A 13,200-nucleotide genomic window follows, 5' to 3' on the forward strand; every position below is an offset into this window, starting at 1 on the left:
GTCCATGGAAAGGTTGAAGGTCGAACTGGGTGAGCGCAGCTACCCGATTGAGATAGCTGCTGGTCTGTTGCAACGCCCCGAGGTGCTGGCGCAGACGATCAAGGGCAAGCGGGTCATGATAGTGACCAACACAGTCGTCGCCCCCTTGTATCTTGAGCAGATCATTCAGTTGCTTCCCGGTTTTCAGGTTGAACACCTGATACTGCCGGATGGCGAGGCCTACAAGACCCTGGCTACCTTCGAGCGGATCATGTCTGCTCTGCTGGAAACCAGTCATGGTCGTGACACCACCCTCATCGCCCTGGGGGGCGGCGTGATAGGCGACGTTGTCGGCTTTGCTGCGGCAAGCTATCAACGAGGCATTCCGTTCATTCAGGTGCCTACCACACTGCTTTCCCAGGTTGACTCCTCCGTCGGCGGCAAGACCGCCGTCAACCACCCTCTTGGCAAAAACATGGTGGGCGCCTTTTATCAGCCCAAGCATGTGATCATCGACACCGACTGCCTCAAGACCCTGCCTGCGCGGGAATTTGCCGCCGGCATGGCCGAGGTGATCAAGTACGGCATCATCTGGGATGCGGCCTTCTTCTCCTGGCTCGAAGTCAACATGGCGCGGCTGCAACGCCTTGACGCCGAAGCCCTTTCTTACGCCATTCGCCGTTGCTGTGAAATCAAGGCCGACGTGGTCGGTCAGGACGAGACCGAGCATGGCGTGCGCGCCCTGCTGAACCTGGGTCACACCTTCGGCCATGCCATCGAGGCCGAGAAGGGCTATGGCAACTGGCTCCATGGGGAAGCGGTGGCGGCAGGCATGATGCTGGCGGCCGAAACGGCCCTGGCCCGTGGCGACATGACGGTGCAAGAGGTTGCACGAGTCCGCGACCTGCTGCTGGCGGCGGACCTGCCGGTGCTGGCGCCGCCCGAGATGGACTTTGCCGCCTTCATTCGCCACATGCGCCGTGACAAGAAGGTGCTGGAAGGCAAGCTGCGGCTGGTGTTGCCAGTCGGGATTGGGCAGGCCCAGGTGGTGGCCGATGTGACGGATGCGCAGCTGATGGCGGTGATCGAGTCTGGTCGTGACCAATAACAAATTGCTGAAATTGCCTTCCCAGCGGCAGCTGGTTGACCGGCTGCTGCACCTGATTGAGTTCAATCACCCCTATATTTTTCTCTCAGGCAAGCCCGGCAGCGGCCGTGGCACCCTGTGTGAATCCCTGCTTGCCCAACTGCCTGACACTGTTCGGGTGGTGAGCCTCATCGGCAGCCCGGCCATGAAGATGGCGGACGTGCGCCAGTTGCTGCTTCAGCAGGTGGTGGCGCGCCCCCTGTTCAATGCGCAGGATGCACTGGCCGACAGCTTCTTCCGCATGCTGGAGGGCAAGCCTTCCACCCTGCTGCTCATGATCGAGCGCGCCGACACCCTGCCCGCCGAACTGGTGGGGGAGCTGTGGGCGCTCTGTCGCCACAACGATACCCTGGCCTCTCCCCATAAACTGGCCATCCTGCTCTCGGGCAGTGACGTCTGGTGTCGCGATCAGAAGAGTGCCCTCAAGGGGCGGGCCATGCCCGCGCTCGAGCTGGAAGTCGCGCCACTGAGCGCGCCTGAGCAACGCATCTTCCTGTATGAGAAGGCCAAGGAGCTGAAGATCCCGGCGGCCCTCTTGCCCAAGCCGAAAGTGGAAGAGATCCTGAAGGGGGCGGGGGGACACCCGTCCGCCATCATGCAGTCATTGGAGGATGTCATGACCGACAGAAGGCCCAAGAAACGTCAGGCCGAGTGGCCCGTCAAGAAGATTGCGACCGTGCTGGCCCTGGCGGCCGCAGGTTTGCTGGCCCTGAGCTATCTCCCTCTGTTCGAGGAGGCAGGCAAGGAGCAACCCCAGACCTCGTCCCAGGGGATGGCATTGCCCGACCCCGTCGCCACCGATCCGCTGAATGTCGGTGCGGCGAGCGGGGCCCAGGCGAGCAGTGGCGCCGATGCCAGCTCTTCAAGCAACCAGGTTGCCCGGGATTGGCAACCCGATGCCAAGACCTTGCCCAAGAAGGTCGAGAGCGAGACGGTCACCACCGAGTCGAGCAATTATGAGGGGCGCCGGGTCGTCATCTCAGACGAAGTGGTTGAGAAATTGATGACACAGCCCAACGTCAGCGGTGCCCTGCCAACGGCTGTGGTGGACGAGCTGGTCGGCGGGAGTTCCCGTGCGGCCCCGACTGGGGCGGCGGCACAGACACAGAGCGCGGCGCCTGTTGCCAAGGTGACGCCCCCCCCTGCCGCGACTGCGCCCGCCGCCGCGCCAGCGCCCAAGGTGGCCCTGACGCCGGTGGCGACCCTCAACAAGAAGGCGAGGAACCACTACAGCATCCAGCTGATGGGGGCGAGCAACACCCAGGCGGTCGACAGCTTCGTGGCCGAGCATGGGCTGGCGGGCAAGGTCTGGGTCTACAAGACCCGCTTCCGTGGCAGCCCCTGGTACGTAGTGGTGCAGGGCGACTATGCCAACAGCACCCAGGCCAAGGCGGCGATCCGCAAGCTCTCCCCCGCCTTGCTCAAGGGACAACCCTGGCCCAAGTCGTTTGCCCAGATACAAAAAGAATTGAAGCAATAGCCAGTCGCCCGGGGAAGGGGGTAGAATCGTCCCCCTTTTTTGGGCATTGCCTTCTTAACACCGGACTTCCATGAAAAAAACACGCGCGTTTTTAAAATGGGCCGGGGGAAAATACTCCCTGGTCGAAGAGATTGCCGAGCGCTTGCCGGCCGGGCGTGTGTTGCTGGAGCCCTTCGTCGGAGCGGGCTCAGTGTTTCTCAACACGGATTACGATGCCTATGTGCTCAACGACATTAATCCGGATCTGATCGGTCTCTACAACCATCTCAAGCAACAGCCGGACAACTTCATCCACGAGGCGCGCAAGCTGTTTGTGGCCGAATACAACCACAAGACTGCCTATTATCGGCTGCGTACCCAGTTCAACCAGACCGAGGCTGGCTTTGAGCGGGCTCAACTTTTCCTGTTTCTGAATCGCCACGGGTTCAACGGCCTGTGCCGCTACAACAAGAAGGGCGGCTTCAACGTGCCGTTCGGCTCGTACAAGAAGCCCTATTTCCCGGAGAAGGAGCTGTGGGCCTTCGCCGAGAAGGCACAGAAGGCGACCTTCATCTGCGAGAGTTATGCCGATGCCATGGCCAGGGCGGAGGAAGATTGGGTGATCTACTGCGATCCCCCCTATGCGCCGCTCTCCACCACGGCGAGCTTCACCAGCTATTCGGCCGGTGGCTTCACCCTGGATGATCAGGCCCTGCTGGCCAGGCTGGCACGCCATACTGCCGCCCACAAGGGGGTGCCCGTGCTCATCAGCAACCACGACATCGAGCTGACCCGGGAACTCTATCGCGGGGCCCGGCTGGACGAGATCCTGGTCAAGCGCACCATCAGCCGCAACGGTGGCAGCCGCAACAAGGTGGCCGAGCTGCTGGCGCTCTACCCGCCTGGCATAGCCCCCGAGCAGGGCCATTACCCTGGCGAGGCCGAGCTGGTCTCTGTCGGTTGAGTCAAGAACGGTCCCTGCGGGGACCGTTGTCGTTTCTGCCCGGGCAGTCACCTGTCTGGTCGGGCAAGTGCAAGGCCCGCGTCTTCTGCACCTGCGGTCCGCATTCCCTGTACGTGCGGGTCGTTTTCATCGCCCATTTGCGATAAAATTGCGCCGCTTTTTCTGCCACGCTGCCAATGGATGACGCTGATGAAAGACTTTCTGATTGCCCCCTCTATCCTCTCCGCCGACTTTGCCCGCCTGGGCGAGGATGTGGCCAAGGTGCTGGCCGCCGGGGCCGACGTGGTGCACTTCGACGTGATGGACAACCACTATGTCCCCAACCTGACCATAGGCCCCATGGTCTGTCAGGCCCTGCGTGACTACGGCATCAAGGCGCTCATCGATGTGCACCTGATGGTCAAGCCGGTGGATCGCATCGTCCCCGATTTTGCCAAGGCGGGTGCCAACCTGATCACCTTCCACCCGGAAGCCTCCGATCACGTGGACCGTACCCTGGGTCTCATCAAGGAGCAGGGGTGCCAGGCCGGTCTGGTGCTGAACCCGGCCACGCCGCTCACCTGCCTCGAGTACGTGATGGACAAGCTGGACGTGATCCTGCTGATGTCGGTCAACCCGGGCTTTGGTGGTCAGAGCTTCATCCCTGGCACCCTCGACAAGCTGCGTCAGGTGCGTCGCCTGATCGACGAGAGCGGCCGTGACATTCGCCTCGAGATCGACGGTGGCGTCAAGGTGGAGAACATCCGCGAGATCGCCGCCGCCGGGGCTGACATGTTCGTGGCGGGCTCCGCCATCTTCGGCAAGCCGGATTACAAGGCGGTGATCGATCAGATGCGGGCGGAGCTGGCTCATGTCCGTTGAACGTCCCTTCGATCTGGTGCTGTTCGATCTGGATGGCACCCTGATTGACAGCGCCTCCCAGCTGGCGCTGGCGGTCAACCGCACCCTGACCGATCTGGGGCTGCCCGAGGCCGACGAGGCCGTGGTGCGCACCTGGGTCGGCAACGGCGCCGACAAGCTGATCCAGCGCGCGCTGGACTATCGCGAGGCGCCCGAACTGTTTGCCAAGGCCCGCCCCCTGTTTGACCAGCACTATCAGGCCTGCCTGCTGCAAGGGTTGGCCATGTATGACGGGGTGGAGCAGAGCCTGCGCCGCCTGCAGGCGCTCGGTTACCGCCAAGCCGTGGTGACCAACAAGCCGAGTCACTTCGTGCAGCCCATTCTGGATGCCCTCGGCATCGGCGACTGCTTCGCGCTCTGGCTGGGGGGCAACTGCGTGCCCGTCAAGAAGCCGAGCCCGGATCCGTTGCTGCACGCCTGCCAGGAGCTGGGGGTCAGCCCGTCCCGTACCCTTATGGTGGGAGACTCCGAAAATGATGTGCTGGCCGCCCAGGCTGCCGGCATGAAGGTGGTGGGGCTCACCTACGGCTACAACTATGGCCGTCCCATCGCAGATTCCCGCCCTGACTGGGTATGCGAGCAGTTTGCAGAGCTCGATGCCCTCTTGGCTGAATAACAAGGATCAACACATTCATGGCTAAACCAATCGTATTGAGCGGGGCCCAACCCTCGGGCCAGCTGACCATAGGCAACTACATGGGCGCCTTGCGTCAGTGGGTCAACATGCAGGATGACTTCGACTGCCTCTACTGCATCGTCGATCTGCATGCCATCACCACCCGCCAGGAGCCTGCCGCCCTGCGCAAGGCCTGCCTGGATGCCGCTGCCCTCTATCTGGCGGTCGGCATAGATCCGGCCAAGAGCACCGTCTTCATCCAGTCCCACGTGCCCCAGCACGCCGAGCTCGGCTGGATCCTGAACTGCTATACCCAGATGGGCGAACTGTCGCGCATGACCCAGTTCAAGGACAAGTCCGCCCGTTTCGAGAACAACGTCAACGTCGGCCTGTTCGGCTATCCGGTGCTGATGGCGGCGGACATCCTGCTCTATCAGGCCAACCAGGTGCCGGTCGGCAACGACCAGAAGCAGCATCTGGAGCTGACCCGCGACATCTGTACCCGGTTCAACAACCTCTACGGTGAGGTCTTCACCCTGCCTGAGCCTTTCATCCCGACCGACGGTGCCCGGGTGATGAGCCTGCAGGATCCCACCAAGAAGATGTCAAAGTCCGACGACAACGAGGCGAACTTCATCGGCCTGCTGGAAGATCCCAAGCAGATCGTCAAGAAGATCAAGCGGGCGATGACCGACTCGGACGAGCCGGCCGTGGTGCGCTTCGATCCCGAGAACAAGCCGGGGGTCTCCAACCTGCTGACCCTGATGTCCGGTGTGACAGGTCGCTCCATCCCGGAGCTCGAGCAGCACTTCGAGGGCAAGATGTACGGCCACCTCAAGAGCGAGACGGCCGATGCCGTGGTCGCCCTGCTGGAGCCCATTCAGGCCCGCTTCCGCGAGTTGCGTCAGGATGAGACTCATCTGCAGGCAATTTTGGCGGCTGGCGCACAAAAGGCGCGGGAAAGGGCTGAAAAAACCCTGATCAGCGTATATGATGTCGTCGGCTTCGTTCCTCGAGCCTGACATACTGGGAAGGTGTAGTTGTAGAGAGCTGGGTATTTGCCTGGCTTTCTTTGTTTTACCCAACCCCTGGTTCGTCATCTCCTCTTCCAATGTCAAACGCGGGCGCTTGCCCCAAGAGAAAGCATGTCTGTCGAATCAAATACAGTGATTGAAGAACTGAGTGACAAGGGCCACTGGCTGCGCAAGTTCCGCAAGGCCAAGAACCTCAACACCTTGCAGCTGATGGTCTCCAATGCCATCGACAAGCACCACAAGACCCCGGCCATTGCCGCCGCCATCTATCTGGCCGAATGCCAGCGCGAGCGCGAGCTGGAGCAGGGGCGTTATCTGGATCGCTGAAGCGCTCCCGGGCTCTGCCCATCTGCCGATGGGCCGCCATTTCACACCCCGCTTTCGGCCCTTGCGCCTTGCTCCGTCTTTTTCCCCTGTTCCCCTGCCCAGTCATGGACTATCCGGCCTCTTCTGCCTGCGCTCGTCCGCTTCCCTGCTAAAGGGCATGAGTTGCATGGGACAATGCCATCGAGCTGGCAGAGAGTTGGTCTTGCAGAAATGAGGCTGCCATCCATACCTGCGCATAGCCCCTCAGCGGTTTATTAACGGGGGCAGACATGCCAGAATGCGCGGCGTTTGTCCGTGGACGGCCGGCATGGGCAGTCCGATCACCGTCTCTGTTCTATTCCCAGGGCTTTCTCATGCTGCTACTCATCGACAACTACGACTCCTTTACCTGGAACCTGGTGCAATATTTTGGCGCCCTGGGTCAGGAGGTGCAGGTCAGGCGCAACGACGAGCTGAGCCTGGACGAGATAGTCAGGCTTGCCCCCCGCCATCTGGTGATCTCCCCCGGCCCCTGCACGCCCAATGAAGCGGGCATCTCGCTGGCTGCCATCTCCCGTTTTGCCGGCGAGATCCCCATCCTCGGCGTCTGCCTCGGCCATCAGTCCCTGGCCCAGGCGTTTGGTGCCCGTGTGGTCCGTGCCCGTCAGGTGATGCACGGCAAGACCACCCTCATCCGCCATCGGGGGGAGGGGGTGTTCAAGGGGCTCAAGGATCCGCTGCGGGTCACCCGCTACCATTCGCTCATCGTGGAGCGCGAGACCCTGCCCGACTGCTTCGAGATCACCGCCTGGAGCGAGCACGCCGATGGCTCCATGGACGAGATCATGGGGCTGCGGCATAAAACACTGGCGCTGGAGGGGGTTCAGTTCCACCCGGAAAGCATCTTGAGCGAGCAGGGGCACCAGTTGCTGGCCAACTTTTTGGCCGTTTCCTGAAAAAATCGTGATCCTCGTCTCATAATCGAAATGAGGCCAAAAAAATTTTCCCTGACACTTTATTCACCCTGCTTCCTGCCCAAATTATCTCTTGCCAACACCCCCTGAGCCGTTATGCAATGCGGTTGCCTAAAATCTCACAGGCAATCGAACATTGTTCCTCATTGGCGGTTAAGTTACAGACTTTTTACTTTTTTTCTGTGATAATTCCGCCACGTTTACACGGATTTAACTTTTGGGTGGTGGATTATTCTGCCGCGATATAGCAGGAGAGCAATATGTCAGAGTTGTTGGCAGTGACACGTGAAGTGTTTGATGAAGTGATGGTTCCCAACTATGCGCCGGCCAAGATCATTCCGGTACGCGGTGAGGGATCACGTGTCTGGGATCAGGAAGGCCGCGAGTATGTCGACTTCGCGGGCGGGATCGCGGTCAATGGTCTGGGCCATTGCCATCCCAAGCTGGTCGAAGCCCTGAAAACCCAGGGCGAGAAGCTGTGGCACCTCTCCAACGTGATGACCAACGAGCCGGCCCTGCGCCTGGCCAAGAAGCTGGTCGCCGCCACCTTTGCCGATAAGGTCTATTTCTGCAACTCCGGCGCCGAAGCGAACGAAGCCGCCCTCAAGCTGGCCCGTCGTTACGCCATCGACAAGTTCGGTGCCCACAAGACCCAGATCATCGCCTTCCACCAGGGCTTCCACGGCCGTACCTTCTTCACCGTCAGCGTCGGCGGCCAGGCGGCCTACTCCGATGGTTTCGGTCCCAAGCCCGCCGACATCACTCACGTGACCTACAACGATCTGGCCGAGCTGGCCTCCGTCATCTCCGACAATACCTGCGCCGTGGTGATGGAGCCGCTGCAAGGTGAGGGTGGCATCATCAGCCCCACCGACGAGTTTGCCAAGGGCGTGCGTGAGCTGTGCGACAAGCACAATGCCCTGCTGGTCTATGACGAGGTGCAATCCGGGGTCGGTCGTACCGGCGCGCTGTTCGCCTACATGGGCCTTGGCGTCACGCCGGACATCCTCACCAGCGCCAAGGCGCTCGGCGGCGGCTTCCCCATCGGCGCCATGCTGACCACCACCGAGATAGCTTCCCACCTGAAAGTGGGTACTCACGGTTCCACTTACGGTGGCAACCCGCTGGCGTGCGCCGTGGCCGAAGCCGTGCTGGACGTGGTCAACACCCCACAAGTGCTGAGCGGTATCAAGCAGCGCGAGCAGCTGTTCCGCGACGGTCTCGCCGCCATCAACGCCAAGTACCACTGCTTCAGCGAAGTGCGTGGCCAGGGCCTGCTGCTGGGCGCCGTGCTGAACGATGACTTCAAGGGGCGCTCCCGCGACTTCCTGCTGGCCTCCATCGATCAGGGGCTGATGGCACTGGTGGCAGGCACCAACGTGGTGCGCTTCGCACCCTCGCTGGTTATTCCGGAAGCGGACATCAAGGAAGGGTTGGCACGGTTCGAAAAAGCGGTCGCTCAGGTGGTTAACGCCTGATCCAAGTTGAGGTGGGGAGCCCTCCCGGCAGGAGCCGGGACCCCACCTGTCGTCAATGAAAGGGAGTTGTCATTTATGTTGGTTATCCGTCCTATCGAGCAGCGCGACTTCGCCGGCCTCAAGACCTGTGCCATCGAATCCGGCACCGGCATGACTTCGTTGCCGGTCAACGATGAACTGCTGCAACGCAAGATCGATGCCTCGACCCAGACCTTCCTGGACAAGCCCGCCGGCAAGGGCGATTGCCTCTACTTCTTCGTGGCCGAAGACCTGGAGACCGGCGAGATGGTCGGTACCTGCGCCATAGACGCGGCGGTCGGTCTGTCCCAGCCGTTTTACAACTACCACATCGGCAAGGTGGTGCACTCTTCCCCCAAGCTCGGCATCTACAACGTGGTCGAGACGCTCACGCTCTCCAACGACTACACAGGCAACTCCGAGCTCTGCACCCTGTTTCTGCGCGAATGTGCCCGCGAGGGGCTCAATGGCCGTCTGCTTTCCAAGCACCGCTTCCTGTTCATGGCCGAGCACCCCGAGCTGTTTGACAAGACCGTCTTCGCCGAGATGCGCGGCGTCTCCGATGAGAACGGTCACAGCCCCTTCTACGAGTGGCTGCAAAAGCATTTCTTCTCGATGGACTTTCCCACCGTCGACTACCTCACCGGCATCGGTAAGAAGCGCTTCATCGCCGAGCTGATGCCCAAGTACCCGATTTACGTCAATCTGCTGAGCAACGAGGCGCGCGCCGTCATCGGCCAGACCCACGAGAAGACCCGCCCGGCCATCAAGATGCTGCAGGACGAGGGCTTCGTGAACCGTGGCTATGTCGACATCTTCGATGCTGGCCCCACAGTCGAGTGCGACGTGAAGCACATCCGCAGCGTGCGCCGCAGCCAGAAGCTGGCGGTGCTGGTGGGTGAGCCCATCGGCGGTCACACCTACCTCGTCTGCAACGCCAGGTTCGAGCAATACCGCGCCTGCTACGGCAACATCCGGGTCGATCTGGACAAGCACGAAGCCATCATTCCGCCCAAGATGGCGGCCGCCCTCAAGGTGGAGAGTGGCGACATGGTTCGGGTCGTCGATCTGGAATAACGGGTCCATATCACCGCATTGAAGCAGGCTGCCGAGGCGGCCTGTGCACCACAGGGAGTGAATTGATGATGTCTTTAGTCCAGTTTATCGATGGCCAGTGGCTGGCCGGTGAAGGCAAGCCGTTCGAGTCAAAGGACCCGGCCAGGAACGAAGTGATCTGGCAGGGGGAGGCGGCGAGCGCAGCCCAGGTGGATGCCGCCGTCAAGGCGGCCCGCATGGCCTTCTACCATTGGTCCGATCTGGCCCTCGAGGATCGTCTGGCCATAGTGCGCCGCTACGCCGAGCTGCTCGGCGAGCACAAGGAGGCGCTGGCCCTGACCATAGCCCGGGAAACCGGCAAGCCGCTGTGGGAGACCCGCACCGAAGTGGCCGCCATGCAGGGTAAGATCGCCATCTCCATCCGCGCCCATGACGAGCGCACCGGCATGGTCGAGAACCCCATGCCGGGCGCCAAGGCGTTCGTGCGCCACAAGCCCCACGGCGTGGTCGCCGTGTTCGGCCCCTACAACTTCCCGGGCCATCTGCCCAACGGTCACATAGTGCCTGCGCTTATCGCGGGTAACGCCGTGGTATTCAAGCCCTCAGAGCTGACCCCCATGGTGGCCGAGGCCATGCTGAAGATCTGGCAGGAGGCTGGGCTGCCCAAGGGCGTGCTCAACCTGGTTCAAGGCGAAGTGGAGACCGGCAAGGCGCTGGCCGGCAATCCGGACATCGACGGCCTCTTCTTCACCGGATCGTCGCGCACCGGCCACTTCCTGCACCAGCAGTTTGCCGGTCAGCCCGGCAAGATCCTGGCCCTCGAGATGGGTGGCAACAACCCGCTGATCGTGAAAGACGTGAGCGACATCGATGGCGCGGTGCACGCGATAGTGCAATCCGCCTTTATCACCTCCGGCCAGCGCTGCACCTGCTCGCGCCGCCTGTTCGTGGAGCGTGGCGAGCGTGGCGATGCCCTGGTGAAGCGCCTGGTGGAGGTGGTCGGTCAGATCAAGGTCGGCCTCTATGACGCCGCCGAGCAACCCTTTATGGGCGCCATGATAAGCGAGCGAGCTGCGCTGGGCATGGTGGCCGCACAGGCGAACCTGCAAGGGCTGGGTGGCGAGAGCCTGCTCGCTCTCAAGCATCTGGAAGCGGGCACCGGCTTCGTCTCCCCCGGCATCATAGACGTGACTGCCGTGGCGGCATTGCCGGACGAAGAGTACTTCGGCCCGCTGCTGCAGCTCATCCGCTATGACGACTTCGATGCCGCCATCGATCAGGGCAATGCCACCAGCTTCGGCCTCTCGGCCGGCCTGCTCGGTGACAACGAGGCGGACTGGCAGCACTTCTTCAAGCGGATCCGCGCCGGCATAGTCAACTGGAACAAGCCCATCACGGGCGCCTCCAGCGCCGCGCCCTTCGGCGGCATAGGTGCCTCCGGCAACCACAGGGCGAGCGCCTACTACGCCGCCGACTACTGTGCCTACCCGGTCGCCTCGGTGGAAGACAGCAAGGCCGCCATGCCGGATCAGCTGTCTCCGGGTTTGACGTTTTAATCGTTCATGGAGATATCGATGCAGAAGAGATGGCTCAAGGCCGACGACTACTGTGTCATATCTCCGGTCGCCTCGGTCGAAGACAGCAAGGCGAGCATGCCGGATCAGCTGTCGCCTGGCCTGACCTTCTGATAACAAGAAAATAAAGAGGGGCACTCAGAGGTGCCCTTGTCTGTACCCGCAATCAAAGGAAAGAGAGATGCAAAAGGATATCGAGACCCTGTTTGGCCATCTGTGGGACAACTACATTCAGGTCACCCCCAGTGCCCACAAGGTTCATCAACTGCTGGGGGGCGGCGCCCCCATCACCAACGATCACGTGGCGTTTCGGACCTACAACCTGCCCAAGCTCGGTCTCGAGAAACTGGCGGCTCACTTCCGTGCCCTGGGGTATGAGGAGAAGGGCGAGTATGTGTTCAAGGCCAAGAAGCTCTATGCCAAGCACTTCGAGCATGCCGATCCGGACGCCCCCAAGGTGTTCATCAGCGAGCTGAAGGTGGAAGAGCTCTCGGAAGGCGCCCAGGCCATCATCCACAAGCTGGTGGATCAGGTGCCTGATCACCTGACCGACACCCCGGCCTTCCTCTACACTGGCGCCCCCTGGCAGGTATCCTGGAGCGACTACCAGACCCTGCTGGCGGAGAGTGAGTACGCAGCCTGGATGGCGGCCTGGGGCTATCGTGCCAATCACTTCACTGTCAATATCAACCGGCTTGCCGATTTTGAGACCATAGAGCAGGTCAATGCCGCGCTCAAGGCGGCGGGCTTTGTGCTCAATACCGTCGGCGGCGAGGTGAAGGGGGATCCCCAGGTGATGCTGGAGCAATCCTCCACCATGGCCGACAAGGCCGAGGTGCCCTTCAGCGACGGCGTGCGCACCATTCCGAGCTGCTTCTACGAATTCGCCCTGCGCTACCCGCAGGCCGACGGCGTGCTCTACCCGGGCTTCGTCGAGGCCTCGGCGGACAAGATCTTCGAATCCACCAACGCCATGTGATTGCCCCGCCTGCTAAAAACGCCCCAGATGGGGCGTTTTGTTTTTTAAGGGAGCAGGGTGAAGCGTAGTAGGCCCGGCGCCTTGGCCTAGTATCACACCCGCTGCAGCGTCCCCTCGGTGGCGAGCACAGTCGCCATGCCGCCAGCCTTGCCTGCCTGAATGCCGATCTGGGTATCTTCGAATACCAGGCAGTTGGCGGGATTGGCGCCGAGCAGCTCGGCCACTTTGAGGAAGGTGTCGGGGTGAGGCTTGTGGTTGGTCACATCGTCGGCGCTCACCAGCACGGGGATGAAGGCATCGAGGCCGGTATTTCTCAGTATGTGCGTCGCATGATCCCGGGTTGAGCCTGTGCCTATGCCCATGGGCACCTTGCCGTGGCAGCGCTTGACCAGCTCCCACATGGCGGGGAAGACGCTGACGCTGTCGATCCGCTCCAGATAGAGGGCTATCTTGCGGCGGGCGAAGGCCTCCACATCGATCTCCAGCCCGTGCTGCTCGGCCAGCATGGCCACTATCTTGCGGGTGGGAATGCCGCCGTACTCATTGAGCCGCACCCGATCGAACGGCAGGCCGAATTCGGCGCTGGTGATCTCCCAGGCATCCAGGTGCAGGGGCATGGAGTCCACCAGGGTGCCGTCCATATCGAAGATCAGGGCGTCGTATTGCTCAAACTGGAACTGCTCGGACATGGGGTACTTCCTCCTCGGCTAAAAGAG

13 protein-coding genes are annotated in these 13,200 nt (G+C 61.6%); 12 read left to right on the plus strand and 1 reads right to left on the minus strand.

The annotated features are described in order from the left end of the window. Positions 1-4 precede the first annotated feature (4 nt). The 12 genes from aroB to AB5Y91_RS12675 all read left to right on the plus strand — a co-directional run bounded on the left by aroB (position 5) and on the right by AB5Y91_RS12675 (position 12,484). The gene (aroB, locus tag AB5Y91_RS12620) at positions 5-1,087 is read left to right on the plus strand and encodes a 3-dehydroquinate synthase (protein WP_234677971.1); all 1,083 of its coding nucleotides are present in this window, start codon (positions 5-7) and stop codon (positions 1,085-1,087) included. After that, complete coding sequence (locus tag AB5Y91_RS12625; RefSeq protein ID WP_368169936.1) at positions 1,077-2,606, plus strand: SPOR domain-containing protein; 1,530 nt, start codon at positions 1,077-1,079, stop codon at positions 2,604-2,606. Before aroB ends, AB5Y91_RS12625 begins: the two co-directional genes overlap by 11 nt. Before the next feature lie 70 nt (positions 2,607-2,676). Further along, positions 2,677-3,549: a Dam family site-specific DNA-(adenine-N6)-methyltransferase gene (locus AB5Y91_RS12630; RefSeq protein ID WP_163147807.1), complete on the plus strand. Its 873-nt coding sequence runs from the start codon at positions 2,677-2,679 to the stop codon at positions 3,547-3,549. Between the two features lie 189 nt (positions 3,550-3,738). Further along, a complete protein-coding gene (gene rpe / locus AB5Y91_RS12635; protein WP_368169937.1) occupies positions 3,739-4,410 on the plus strand; it encodes a ribulose-phosphate 3-epimerase in 672 nt (223 codons plus the stop codon). Beyond that, a complete protein-coding gene (locus tag AB5Y91_RS12640; RefSeq protein ID WP_163136293.1) occupies positions 4,400-5,065 on the plus strand; it encodes a phosphoglycolate phosphatase in 666 nt (221 codons plus the stop codon). Before rpe ends, AB5Y91_RS12640 begins: the two co-directional genes overlap by 11 nt. A gap of 17 nt (positions 5,066-5,082) precedes the next feature. Beyond that, positions 5,083-6,087, plus strand: coding sequence for a tryptophan--tRNA ligase (trpS, locus tag AB5Y91_RS12645; protein ID WP_025326158.1), 1,005 nt, complete (start codon positions 5,083-5,085; stop codon positions 6,085-6,087). Between the two features lie 123 nt (positions 6,088-6,210). After that, a complete protein-coding gene (locus tag AB5Y91_RS12650) occupies positions 6,211-6,426 on the plus strand; it encodes a hypothetical protein (RefSeq protein WP_106887541.1) in 216 nt (71 codons plus the stop codon). A 353-nt stretch (positions 6,427-6,779) separates the two neighbouring features. Continuing rightward, positions 6,780-7,361 (plus strand): aminodeoxychorismate synthase component II, encoded by a 582-nt coding sequence (locus tag AB5Y91_RS12655; RefSeq protein WP_290030106.1) that lies wholly within the window; start codon positions 6,780-6,782, stop codon positions 7,359-7,361. A gap of 278 nt (positions 7,362-7,639) precedes the next feature. Further along, complete coding sequence (locus AB5Y91_RS12660) at positions 7,640-8,857, plus strand: aspartate aminotransferase family protein (protein ID WP_368169938.1); 1,218 nt, start codon at positions 7,640-7,642, stop codon at positions 8,855-8,857. A 75-nt stretch (positions 8,858-8,932) separates the two neighbouring features. Beyond that, a complete protein-coding gene (gene astA / locus AB5Y91_RS12665) occupies positions 8,933-9,952 on the plus strand; it encodes an arginine N-succinyltransferase (RefSeq protein WP_025326162.1) in 1,020 nt (339 codons plus the stop codon). 65 nt (positions 9,953-10,017) lie between these two features. Then, a complete protein-coding gene (gene astD / locus AB5Y91_RS12670; RefSeq protein ID WP_368169939.1) occupies positions 10,018-11,487 on the plus strand; it encodes a succinylglutamate-semialdehyde dehydrogenase in 1,470 nt (489 codons plus the stop codon). Between the two features lie 199 nt (positions 11,488-11,686). Beyond that, positions 11,687-12,484: a DUF1338 domain-containing protein gene (locus AB5Y91_RS12675; protein WP_368169940.1), complete on the plus strand. Its 798-nt coding sequence runs from the start codon at positions 11,687-11,689 to the stop codon at positions 12,482-12,484. A 92-nt stretch (positions 12,485-12,576) separates the two neighbouring features. Here AB5Y91_RS12675 and AB5Y91_RS12680 read toward each other — a convergent pair whose 3' ends face one another. Next, a complete protein-coding gene (locus AB5Y91_RS12680; protein ID WP_368169941.1) occupies positions 12,577-13,173 on the minus strand; it encodes an HAD family hydrolase in 597 nt (198 codons plus the stop codon). Between the last annotated feature and the right edge of the window lie 27 nt (positions 13,174-13,200).

Origin of the sequence: Aeromonas sp. R4-3 (assembly GCF_040908275.1) — a bacterium.
In the GTDB taxonomy this organism is placed as follows: domain Bacteria; phylum Pseudomonadota; class Gammaproteobacteria; order Enterobacterales; family Aeromonadaceae; genus Aeromonas; species Aeromonas rivipollensis.

Coding starts and splice junctions, on each gene's coding strand:
- trpS (WP_025326158.1), top strand. CDS start 5,083: ATGGCTAAACCAATCGTATTGAGCGGGGCCCAACCCTCGGGCCAGCTG.
- AB5Y91_RS12660 (WP_368169938.1), top strand. CDS start 7,640: ATGTCAGAGTTGTTGGCAGTGACACGTGAAGTGTTTGATGAAGTGATG.
- AB5Y91_RS12640 (WP_163136293.1), top strand. CDS start 4,400: ATGTCCGTTGAACGTCCCTTCGATCTGGTGCTGTTCGATCTGGATGGC.
- AB5Y91_RS12675 (WP_368169940.1), top strand. CDS start 11,687: ATGCAAAAGGATATCGAGACCCTGTTTGGCCATCTGTGGGACAACTAC.
- AB5Y91_RS12680 (WP_368169941.1), bottom strand. CDS start 13,173: ATGTCCGAGCAGTTCCAGTTTGAGCAATACGACGCCCTGATCTTCGAT.
- rpe (WP_368169937.1), top strand. CDS start 3,739: ATGAAAGACTTTCTGATTGCCCCCTCTATCCTCTCCGCCGACTTTGCC.
- AB5Y91_RS12630 (WP_163147807.1), top strand. CDS start 2,677: ATGAAAAAAACACGCGCGTTTTTAAAATGGGCCGGGGGAAAATACTCC.
- AB5Y91_RS12650 (WP_106887541.1), top strand. CDS start 6,211: ATGTCTGTCGAATCAAATACAGTGATTGAAGAACTGAGTGACAAGGGC.
- aroB (WP_234677971.1), top strand. CDS start 5: ATGGAAAGGTTGAAGGTCGAACTGGGTGAGCGCAGCTACCCGATTGAG.
- astD (WP_368169939.1), top strand. CDS start 10,018: ATGATGTCTTTAGTCCAGTTTATCGATGGCCAGTGGCTGGCCGGTGAA.
- astA (WP_025326162.1), top strand. CDS start 8,933: ATGTTGGTTATCCGTCCTATCGAGCAGCGCGACTTCGCCGGCCTCAAG.
- AB5Y91_RS12655 (WP_290030106.1), top strand. CDS start 6,780: ATGCTGCTACTCATCGACAACTACGACTCCTTTACCTGGAACCTGGTG.